Annotated in this window: 8 protein-coding genes and 2 pseudogenes; 5 read left to right on the top strand and 5 right to left on the bottom strand. The window is 67.8% G+C overall.

Annotated features, from left to right (window positions below):
- The first annotated feature begins 22 nt into the window (after positions 1 to 22).
- Positions 23 to 772, top strand: coding sequence for a thioesterase II family protein (locus IEY55_RS07865; protein WP_189055501.1), 750 nt, complete (start codon positions 23 to 25; stop codon positions 770 to 772).
- Positions 773 to 1,001: 229 nt separating this feature from the next.
- Here IEY55_RS07865 and IEY55_RS07860 read toward each other — a convergent pair whose 3' ends face one another.
- The 3 genes from IEY55_RS07860 to IEY55_RS07850 are packed head-to-tail and all read right to left on the bottom strand — an operon-like array spanning position 1,002 to position 4,713.
- Positions 1,002 to 2,351: a lysine N(6)-hydroxylase/L-ornithine N(5)-oxygenase family protein gene (locus IEY55_RS07860; protein WP_229686164.1), complete on the bottom strand. Its 1,350-nt coding sequence runs from the start codon at positions 2,349 to 2,351 to the stop codon at positions 1,002 to 1,004.
- Positions 2,348 to 2,935, bottom strand: coding sequence for a GNAT family N-acetyltransferase (locus tag IEY55_RS07855; RefSeq protein ID WP_189055499.1), 588 nt, complete (start codon positions 2,933 to 2,935; stop codon positions 2,348 to 2,350). The genes IEY55_RS07860 and IEY55_RS07855 overlap by 4 nt, the downstream gene beginning before the upstream one ends.
- Positions 2,936 to 2,940: 5 nt before the next feature.
- A complete protein-coding gene (locus IEY55_RS07850; protein ID WP_189055497.1) occupies positions 2,941 to 4,713 on the bottom strand; it encodes an IucA/IucC family protein in 1,773 nt (590 codons plus the stop codon).
- 686 nt (positions 4,714 to 5,399) lie between these two features.
- Between IEY55_RS07850 and IEY55_RS07845 the strand changes: the two are divergent.
- Positions 5,400 to 5,525: pseudogene (locus IEY55_RS07845) on the top strand (DUF2397 family protein); the annotation flags it as partial.
- Between the two features lie 93 nt (positions 5,526 to 5,618).
- On the opposite strand, the pseudogene IEY55_RS07840 reads toward IEY55_RS07845, so the two are convergent.
- Positions 5,619 to 6,386 (bottom strand): annotated as a pseudogene (locus IEY55_RS07840) (PIG-L family deacetylase); the annotation flags it as partial.
- 285 nt (positions 6,387 to 6,671) lie between these two features.
- Here IEY55_RS07840 and IEY55_RS07835 point away from each other — a divergent pair.
- Positions 6,672 to 7,874 carry a YncE family protein gene (locus tag IEY55_RS07835; RefSeq protein ID WP_189055495.1) on the top strand — a complete coding sequence of 401 codons (1,203 nt, stop codon included), beginning with the start codon at positions 6,672 to 6,674 and terminating at the stop codon, positions 7,872 to 7,874.
- Between the two features lie 257 nt (positions 7,875 to 8,131).
- Here the strand turns inward: IEY55_RS07835 and IEY55_RS07830 are convergent, their stop codons facing one another.
- Positions 8,132 to 8,461, bottom strand: coding sequence for a hypothetical protein (locus tag IEY55_RS07830; RefSeq protein WP_189055493.1), 330 nt, complete (start codon positions 8,459 to 8,461; stop codon positions 8,132 to 8,134).
- Positions 8,462 to 8,622: 161 nt separating this feature from the next.
- Between IEY55_RS07830 and IEY55_RS07825 the strand changes: the two genes are divergently transcribed.
- Positions 8,623 to 9,495: a helix-turn-helix domain-containing protein gene (locus tag IEY55_RS07825; protein WP_189055491.1), complete on the top strand. Its 873-nt coding sequence runs from the start codon at positions 8,623 to 8,625 to the stop codon at positions 9,493 to 9,495.
- 77 nt (positions 9,496 to 9,572) lie between these two features.
- Positions 9,573 to 9,776, top strand: a complete 204-nt coding sequence (locus IEY55_RS07820) for a DUF397 domain-containing protein (protein ID WP_229686178.1) — start codon at positions 9,573 to 9,575, stop codon at positions 9,774 to 9,776.
- The last annotated feature ends 291 nt before the right edge of the window (positions 9,777 to 10,067 follow it).

Below are 10,067 nucleotides of genomic sequence, written 5' to 3'. Positions count from 1 at the left end.
AGGAACGACAGTGACCCTGAGCATGAGGACCACCACCCGCCGGGCGGGCCGCTATGTGGCGTTCGACGAGCGCCCGTACGCCCTGTACCGGCTGTACTGCTTCCCGTTCGCCGGTGGCGCCGCGTCCTCCTACCTGAGCTGGCGGAAATTCGTGCCGGAGCACGTGGAGTTGCGCGTGGCGCAGCTGCCCGGACGGCAGGACCGGTGCGCGGAACCGTTGCGCACCGAGGTCGACGCACTCGTCCCGATGCTCGCCGACGAGTTCCTCGAGGAAGGCGACGAGCGGCCGTTCGGGTTCTTCGGCCACAGCATGGGCGCGCTGGTCGCGTTCGAGCTGGCGCGGGAGCTGCGGCGGCGCGGTCACGAGGTGCCGCGGGTGCTCGGCGTCTCCGCCAAGCCCGCGCCGCAGCTTCGCGCGGACCGCAAGACGCTGCACACGCTCCCCGACGACGCACTGACGCGGGAGCTCGTCGCGCTGGGTGGAATGCCGACGGAGATATGCTCCTCTCCCGAGCTGCTTTCCTTCGTGCTCCCGACGATCCGGGCCGATCTCGCGGTCTGCGAGACCTACCGCTACCGCCCCGAACCCCCGTTGCCCTGCAAGATCAAGGCATTCGGCGGACGCCAGGACCCGATGGTCACCGACGCCGAGCTGGCGGCCTGGCAGGAGCAGTCGTCCATGCCGACCGACATCATCACCCACCGTGGCGGTCACTTCTACCTCTCCGACGCCTTGTCCCCGGTCGTCGACGCCATCGTCACGGCGCTGTAGCCGAGCGGGGTGGGCGGGCCAGACCCCCGAACTGGCCAGCCCACCCGCGCCGAGCACAACCCGGGCCGAACCGCGTTCACCCGGATACCCTCCAGCAGGGCACCCGCTGCCTCGTCCCCCAGCGGTCCGCGTGCCACCGATACGGAGCCCGAGCTGGTGAGCTCCTGCCGCCCGGCCGGCCCGCCGTCCCGGCGGTCGCGGCCAGGCGGCTCCGTCGGGTGGGGAGCGGTCAGTCGGTGCTGGCGGGAACCTCGAAGCTGGTGAATGCTGTGTGCTTGGGCAGGGGATAGATCTCTCGGCCGGTGATGGTGTTGAGGATTGTCGCGTTGCGGTACGCGCCGATACCGAGGTCCGGCGCGGCGACACCGTGGCTGTGCAGATCGGCGTTGGCAACGAAGATCCGGCAACTCACCGACTCGTCCAGCTCGATCGAATGATTCGACCGGACCCGGTACCGCCCCCGCTCGTCCCGCCGGACAAGGAACTCGATCGGGGCGAGAAACGCCGGGTGCCGCTGCCGGTAGCCCGTCGCCGCCACCACGAGATCGGTCTCGTGCCGGAAGACACGCCCCGTATCCCGTTGCCGGCAGGTCAACACCGCCCGCCCCGAGGGGGCCACGTGGGAGGACTCGACAGCGACTCCGCAACGCAGCTCCACATCGGCACACCCGTGCTGAAGTTCACGTTGATACAGCAGGTCGTGGATCTGTTCCAGTGTCTCGCTGGAGATTCCTTTGTAGTGCTGCCACTGCGCGGCGACCAGTCGGTCCCGCACGCCCTGCGACAGGGTGTGGAAGTATCGGATATAGGCCGGCGTGGTCATCTCCAGCACCAGCTTGGTGTAGTCCAGCGGCGCAAAGGAGGCGGTGCGGGTCAGCCAGCGCACCGCCGGACCTCCCGCGAGGTTCCGCCGCAGCAGGTCGAGAACGACCTCCGCACCGGACTGCCCCGAGCCGACCACCGTCACCATCCCACCGGCGCCAACCGCCTCAAGCTCGGACAACCGATGCAGGTAATCTTCGGAATGGACCAGGCGTTCACCGGGAAGGCCGGCGAGCGCCTCCGGTACCGCCGGTTCGGTGCCGATTCCCAACACCAGGTCCCGGGCCAGCATCCGTACCCGGGCGCCGTCGCCGCGCACCGCGTGCACCGCGAAACGGCCATCGTCCCATCGAATGGCCTCCACCCGGTGGGAGAAGCGGACCGAAGGCAACCGTGATGCGGCCCAACGCAGGTAGTCCTCGTACTCGCGCCGCGTCGGATGGAACTGCTCGCGCACGTAGAACGGGTACATGCGGTCGACGTCCCGCAGATACGCCAGGAACGACAGCGGGTGCGTGGGGTCGACGAGGGTCACCAGGTCGGCGAGAAAACTGACCTGCAACGTGGCGTCGTCGAACATCAGGCCGGGATGCCAACGCAGCTTCGGCCTGGCCTCCAGCACCACGACCTCCAGATCATCCACTGTGGATGACAACGCGGCCAGGCCGAGGTTGAACGGACCACAGCCCACGGCAACCACATCGTGCTCGGTCTGCAGGCCGGCGGCCTGCGGGTCGGACCGGGGATCGGCAGTCACGGCAGGTCCTCCTCGCAGCGGGGACGGATCATCAATGCGGCGGTCTTGTCCGGCAGCGTGATCTCGCCGACCGTCCGGAACCCTGCGGCGGTGAACGCGCGCAGGGACGGCACGTTGCGCACATCCGGCTCGGCCACGATCCGCCGGCATTCAAGATCGGCACGCAGAAGGCCCTCGGCCAGCACACGAAGCAGCGACCGTCCCAGCCCGCGTCCGGTCCGGCTTGGCTCACCGATCGCTAGGTGCACGCCCAGGTCGTGCGGTTGGTGCGCGTAGTACGGGGCAATCCGGTCCCGCACTACGCGGTAGATCTCCATATAGGCAAGCGGGACGCCGTGATGAAATGCCAAACAAGGCAGCGAATGGTCTCCGCTGAGCTGGCACGACAACTCCGACCGCCACCGCCCGATCGGCCACGCCTGCTCCCAGTACGCGACGATGTGCGGGTGCTGCATCCAACGATGGACGAGTTCCAGGTCGGATCCGTTGGCGGCGCAACGTCGAACCGACCACGGGTGCTCGACCACCGGCAAGGGCGGGCCCGGCGGCACGTTCCCGGCGTCCTCGGTTTGCTCGCCGTCCACCGTCGTCACCGTTCCGCCGCCCGGAGCGGGTTCGCCGCCTCGAGGTAGACGGACTGGGCATCGAGCGGGGCCAGCACCTCATCGATACCGTGCAGCCGTGTCAGCATGTTTCCCTTGCAGGGCAGGTCTTCCGCGGTCACCCAGCGCCGCACGAGACGATCTCCGTCGGGCCCGGCCGTGGCGAGCACAGGGAGCGCGGCACGCAGCCGGTCGACGAGAACCGCAAGCAACTCCTGCTCGCTGGCGAGCCCGTCCACCGCCAAGCAACCCACCACCGCGAGCGCCTGGTTCCGCAGCAGGTAGTAGCAAAGCCGTTCGTCGACGATCGCGTCATCGACTACTGCCAACGTCGAGGAGTCCTCGTTCAGGCAGGACAACACCCGGGAGAGGTGCGAGGCGGCCAGGTAGTAGCCCTGGTTGTCACGGAACGCCCCACCGAGCACCGAACCGTCCGGACCGAGGCGTACCAGGGTGTTCTGCTGGTGCCCCTCCAGGCCGATCCCGGTAGCCGCGTAGAGGTGCAGCATCGGTACCAGCACGCGGTCGGTGTAGTCGGCCATCCACCGCTCGGCCCCACCGCTGCCCAGCCCGGTCACCAACTGCCCCAGCCGGCTCCGGCCCAGGCCGGGCTGCGGGGCGACCAACCCGGCGAGGCAGCGCAGCTCGGCGATGCCCGGCGGCATCTCACGAACCGCGACGTCCAGGCCGGTCACCTCCGGTCCCTCGGCGCGGCCGGGCTCGTCCACGGCGAGCCAGGCCGGATCGCGCACGATGGAGAAGGACGGGCACGCCCGGAACGTGCGCTCGGCGTACCCGGCGTCGAGCAACCGGTGAATCTCCAAACCCCGCCGCAGCTCGGTACGGGTCGACTCGCGGCGCGAGTTGGTGATCCGCAGTCCCAGCGACAGCTTCAGCATCACCGCGGCGTCCGGTCGGTAGACCGTGCGCAGGCTGGAGGTCGGCCACCAACGCGGGCCGCGCTCTCCCAGCGGCTCCAGCAGACCGCGATCGACCAGTGCGGCGATCCGCGGCCGGTGCAGCAGATCGCGCGCCTGCCAGGGGTGGGCGGGGACCAGCACCCGCCCATCCGGCCGGCCGCCCGCGAGTTCGCCCAGCAACGCCACCGTGTCCCGGCCGGCCAATGCCGGTGACCCGGCGACCGCGCCGTGCGACACCACCGACTCGTCAGCGGCGAACCAGTGCAGCCGGAACTCGCCACGCATCTCGGGCGAGAACGCGGCATCATCGGCGGCCGAGATGCCGTCACGGCTCTTCGGCGCGGGATGGTGCAGGTGACCGAGCACCAATGCCTGCTCGGCGTCGAGAAAAGCGTCGACTTCGGACGGTGGTACCGGATTCTCCCTGCGGTGAGCCACGAAGGCCGCCACCCGGCGTATCGATTCGGCGGTCCGCTCCACCAGATCGGCCACCTCACCGCGGGGCACGCCCCCGGTCCTGGCCCCACCACGGGCCGCTGCCTCGGTGGCCACCAGCGCGACAGCGAGTACCGGGTCGGCGGTGTCACCAACCAGGCCGCCCCGCCCCTCCAGTCGCACCGACCCGAATCGGTGCCAGCCGGTGGGGGAGCGGTGCGTCACCTCCGTGACCAGGGCTGTTCCGGTCGCCGGGAGCTCCACCCGCAGCAGGCCCGTGCCCACCGGGGTGCCTGTCTCGCGCAGCCAACACCGCAGCAGAGCCTCCAGGTGCGCGTGCTCGGCCACACCCCGGGCGTCCGAGTCGTGCAGGGGATCGGTCGCGACGGCCTTCGCGGTGTTCATACGGCCCCTTCCTCGGTGAGCTGTGCCGCGTGCGCGCCGGCACGGTCGGCGGCCAGGACGTCCCCGAGCCCCCCGGTGTCCTCGTCGACGGGTGATGGGGTCGAGCAGGGTGAACCGAATGATTGTGTGGCAGCGAAAAACGGTCAACGACGTGCCTACATCGTTCGGCGGTTGCGCCAGCCCCCGCGTCATTGCCATCAAGGGCAACCGAATCCGGGACGGACCCCGTTCCCGGGTTTCGCGGCGCGGCTCAACCCTCCTGCTGGCGGCCGGGAAAGGTCTGGTTGGAGCACGGGAGATACCGAGCTTTGGCGGTACGACGACGATCGGTCACGATTCGGTCGCACTTGCGCGGGACCGGCGCCGGGCGTCCGCCGGTACGTCGGAAGGGCATGCGGTCAGCTCCCGGGGTCTGCACCAGAGGTACGGGGTCGCCGATAATTTAGGCAAGCCTTACCTAACTTTCAACCTGATGGCGTGGCTCCTGTCCTGTGACGCTCGCCATCGGCCAGCCCCGTGTCTCGTGTTTCTCGCACGGCCCGCCCCGCACTGCTCCATTCGAGGTGCGGACCGCAGGAGACGATCCATCCCCGGCGAATCGGGTCGGAGGTGGCCTCTACCGTGGGCGGGCACCACGGGAGCCAAGAGGGGGATCGATGGCGGCGTGGCACCGGGTACCGCCGGACATGTTCCGGTTCACCACCGGCGACCGGTCCCAGCTCTACTCCGCGATCCTGCACGCCTTCGGCGAGGCCAACGAACGGTTGGAGACCGCATTGGGAGTCGACGACGTCCGTGCCCGGGTGCGTGCCGCGCGCCCATGGCGTTGCGATCCCCGAGGAACGCGTCGCCGCCACCTTCCTGGCCGATCTCGCCGGCCGGACATGAATGTCAGAACCTGAACGTCAGAGCCCGGCGAACAGGTCGTGCTCGGGAATCGGTGCGCCGGTGGTGTCGTGGGTGCGGATGAACGCCTCGACGGAGAAGACGCGCGCGAACAGCTCGGCGGGGAGCTTCGCCACCATCGAGCTGCCCAGCTGGCTGGCGTGCGCGTGGAGCGCGGCCTGCTTCCGCTCGATCACGTGCTCGGCGTCGATGGTGGTGGTGATGCGCTGCTCGGTGCGTTCCCACGCCGCGACGAGTTCGGCGGTGGGGGAGGGCCGTTCGATCCCGACTCCGGCCAGCGCGCCACGAAGGAGCCGCGGGTAGCTGCTGCCGTGCGCCTTCAGGTACAGCTTGGCGGAAATGTTCGTGTCCTGGACGGCGAGTATGGCGGCGCGTGCGGCGTGCACGTGGTCCGGATGCTGGTAGGAGCCATCCGGGTCGTAGGTGACCACGACCTGGGGGCGGTGCCGCTCGATGAGGCCGGCGACCCGTGCCGCGACCGTTTCCAGTGGCACGTTGCAGAACACGTCGGGACGGTTCTTGTAGTCCCAGTCGAGCATCCCGGAGTCGTGGTAGCCGAGAAGTTCGAGGTCGGCAACGCCCAAATGTTCGCGGGCGGTACGAAGCTCGGCCAGTCGGATCGCCGCCACCCCGTGCGGGTCGTGGTCCGTTTCGGCCGGTTTCACGCCGCCGGGTCTATCGCCGAGTTCGCCATTCGTGCACGTGACCACGACGGTTCGCACGCCCTTGAGCGCGTAGTGGGCCAGGATCCCGCCGGTCGAGCTCGACTCGTCGTCGGGACGTGCATTGCACCGCCATCAACGTGAGCCCCGCTGCGGCGCGGCTCGTCATCGCTGGAGCTGTCTCCCCTGATCGTCTTCCCGGTCACGGTAACGGCCCGCGCCAACAAGGGGAAACCAGAGAGCGCGGTTCCCTTCCCAGGACACCAGGACGGATTCCCGTCGCCCTGCGGCGACATGTGCGGAATCCGGTCTACCCGAAATAGCTACCTTTGAGTAGGTTGTGGTCCTGCCGCCGCCGCTGACCCACCGCATGGGACCCGAGGGGACGCGATGGCCAGATTCCACACACCGAAACTTCGCCTGCTCCTGGCGGCCTGCGCCGCGGTCCTGCTCGCCGCGAGCAGTGGCGCGGCCGTCGCCGAACCGCCGGCACCGGGGGCGACCGGAGCCGACCGCGACGTCCTGCTCGTCGGCAACGCCGAGGGCGGCACCATCACGCTGCTCGACTCCCAGAACATGGCGAAGCTGGACGAGATCAACGCTATCCCCGACCTCCAGCAGCGCTTGGACCAGATGAACCCGGTGGAACGCATTGGCTACGAGGTCGTCCGGGGCCAGGCCGGCGGCGACCGGTTCGTGGACGACCTCGCCGTTTCACCTGACGGAAAAACCCTCTACGTCTCCCGCGGGAACCTCGCCGACACGGTCGCCATCGACCTGAAGACACGGCAGCAGCTCTGGCGCACCAAGATCGAAGGATTCCACTCCAACCACATGCAGTTGTCCCCGGACGGCACCCGACTGTTCGTCTCCGCGCTGACAGCACGGAAGGTCCAGGTCCTCAACGCGGCCGACGGCGCGGTGGTGGGGGAGTTCCCGACCGGCGACTGGCCGCACGGCAACGACTTCTCGCCCGACGGCCAGCGGCTCTACAACTCCAGCATCGGTGTCATTCCCGTCCCCGACTTCCTGGAGCCACTGAAGGGACAACGTCAGCTCACCATCGTCGACGCCAAGACGCTCGAGGTCATCCGGACAATTCCCTTCGAGCACGGCATCCGGCCCCTGGTGATGACACCGGACGAGAAGACCATCTACATGCAGCTCTCGTTCCTCAACGGCCTCGTCGAGGTTGACGTCCCCAGCGGAAAGATCGTGCGCAGGGTCGACCTCCCCCTCAGCGACGAGGCGAAGAAGATGAAGCGCGAGGACTACCCCCTCGATTCGGCGCACCATGGCCTGGCCATGTCCGGTGACGGCAGCAAGCTGTGCGCGGCGGGCACCATCTCCAACTACGTCGCGATCCTCAGCCGTCCGGCGCTGACGGTCGATCGAATCATTCCGGTCGGGCACGAACCGTACTGGGCGCTCACCAGCAAGGACGGCGCGCGCTGCTTCGTCTCCAACAGCCAGGACAGCACAATCTCGGTGATCTCCTATGACAAGGCGGAGGAGATCGCCCGCGTGCCGGTCGGCAAGTACCCCCAGCGCCTCCGGGAGGCCGCACTCCCCGAAGAGGTGATAGGTCACTGAGGTTCTCGGTCGCGTACCGGATGGCTTGTCAGAGCAGAGCGAAAAGGTGGTGAAGCCGACGCCGCATGTTCCTGCCCCGCCAGCGTGTGTTGGTCAGTGACGACCAAGCACCGCAGGCACACCACTGCTCGCTGCGGTTCAGATCGACGGTTCTCGGGCGGCAGAAGTGATGAGGGGGAGGGAGCGGTGTTCGCCACCACGGGCGGGCAATGAAGTGCCAGACGCCCGGCTGATCGGGGTCCTCAGACCAGCGGGCGTCAGTTCTGAGCCATCGGGGCGGGCGGAGGGGACTGAGTCGTACCACTGCGGACCTCCACGGTGCAGAGTTTCTGGATGCGGTCGGCTCCGGCGTCCGGTGCGGTGATGCGCCAAACGCGGACGATCCAGCGGCCGGGGCTGCCCCGCGCGTGCTCCTCGCAGAGTTCGCGGGCGTAGCCCTCGGCGGTTGCGGTGACGGTGGTGACGCCGGCCCGCCGGCCGACATAGAAGCCGTGGTCGCACACCCACTCGCTGTGGACGAGGCGCCGAACCCCGCGCACGACCTGGAAGTACTCGACGAGATGCCAGTAGTCCCGATCCGGGTCCACAAGCCACCTCCATCTAGGCTGAGCGCCTTGATCGACAACGTGACGTAGGCAACAGGATGCTGAGATTCTCAGTGTCTTGACAAGAGAAGACAGTGGAACTCTCAAGAGATCCACTCGTCCGAATGACGCGTGGGGCGAGGGCGCGAGCAGGAGGTGGACGGATGGAACAAGTCACCAGCCCGACCGTGGCCCGTAAGCAGCTCGCAGCGGAGTTGCGGGCTTGGCGGAAGCGGGCGGACCTGAAACTGGTGGAGGTAGCGGCACGCGTCCCGTGGACCTCGAAGGCCATGCTGTCGCGCATCGAAACCGGACAGCGGCCGGCGGATGTTCATGAAGTCCGCGACCTGCTCAATCTGTACGGCGTCGATGGTGAGGCACGGGACCGGCTACTCCATCTCAGCGAGTTGGCACGGGAGCGCGGGTGGTGGCAGCAGCCGGGTAACGCCCTTCCTTCCGACTTTCGAAACTATGTCGGATACGAGGCCGAAGCGTGTGAGATCCTTTGGTACGAGCCCCTTCTGCTTCCTGCCTTGCTCCAGACCGAGCCGTATGCGCGGGCGCTTATCGAGAACGGTGACGATGATGTTCGAGGAAGTGAGCTAGCGCGGCGCGTCCGAGCGCGTATGAAGCGGACGCGTCTGCTTACACAGGAAGACCCGATCAGCCTGCGGGTCGTCGTCGACGGGAGTGTCATCCGCCGGCCGATTGGGGGACCAGCTGTGCTACGGCACCAGCTGTCCCAGCTGCTCACGCTTGTCGATCGCCCGAATGTCACGTTCCAGGTGATCCCCTCGACGATCGGTGCTCATCCAGGCACGGCAGGGTGGTTCTGCGTGCTGAGGTTCGCCGACCCCGAGGCTGCGGACATGGCTTACACCGATGGCCGCGCCGGGAACCTCTACATGGTGGATCCGAAGGTCGTTCATGCATGTACCCTCGCGTTCGAGCGGCTGTCAACGATCGCTCTGAACCCGTCGGACTCGGTTGCGCTCGTGAAGGGCGTGATCGATGAGCTGCCCGAGGGGGCTCCATGACCTACGACTTCGCGCTATGGCGGAAGAGTAGCCGCAGCGGTACCTCGAGTGCCGGAGGCGGTTCGAACTGTGTTGAGGTGGCCTCCGCAGACTGGAGGAAGTCCAGCCGCAGCGGTACTTCGAACGGCGGTGGTGGCAGTCAGTGTGTCGAGGTCGCCTCGGCCCACACCGTCGTCGGCGTCCGTGACTCGAAGAACCCCACCGGCCCGGCACTGATCTTCGAATCCGCCACCTGGTCGGCGTTCGTCCGCCAGCTACAACGCGGCACGCTCGACGTCTGACACCTCCACCTACACACCGAAGCCCCGGAGATCCTCCGGGGCTTCGACGTACCTTCCACCTCTCACCGCAGGCTCGGCGGATCATTCAGCCGGAAGTGGTTAACCGCACTGACAAACTGATGTGTTTCGAACTGGCGGTTATTGACTGATGTGTCAATGACCGCTCCCGCGTCCGGGCGCATCGTGCTCGTGGTCGTTCTGCCGGGCCCCAGTGCTCGTGTGGCAGGAACACGACAGGACGAAACCGCAACGCTACCTCGCGGAGATCACTTCTTGACAATCCGTCGGGAG

This window comes from Longimycelium tulufanense, from assembly GCF_014645795.1.
Classification (GTDB): Bacteria; Actinomycetota; Actinomycetes; order Mycobacteriales; family Pseudonocardiaceae; genus Longimycelium; species Longimycelium tulufanense.
The sequence above is the reverse complement of the archived record's forward strand: the minus strand, read 5'-3'. Positions and strand labels throughout refer to the sequence as shown.

Bases quoted from the DNA above. Each gene is read 5' to 3' on its own strand.
- IEY55_RS07865 (WP_189055501.1), top strand. From the start codon at position 23: ATGAGGACCACCACCCGCCGGGCGGGCCGCTATGTGGCGTTCGACGAG.
- IEY55_RS07850 (WP_189055497.1), bottom strand. From the start codon at position 4,713: ATGAACACCGCGAAGGCCGTCGCGACCGATCCCCTGCACGACTCGGAC.
- IEY55_RS07835 (WP_189055495.1), top strand. From the start codon at position 6,672: ATGGCCAGATTCCACACACCGAAACTTCGCCTGCTCCTGGCGGCCTGC.
- IEY55_RS07825 (WP_189055491.1), top strand. From the start codon at position 8,623: ATGGAACAAGTCACCAGCCCGACCGTGGCCCGTAAGCAGCTCGCAGCG.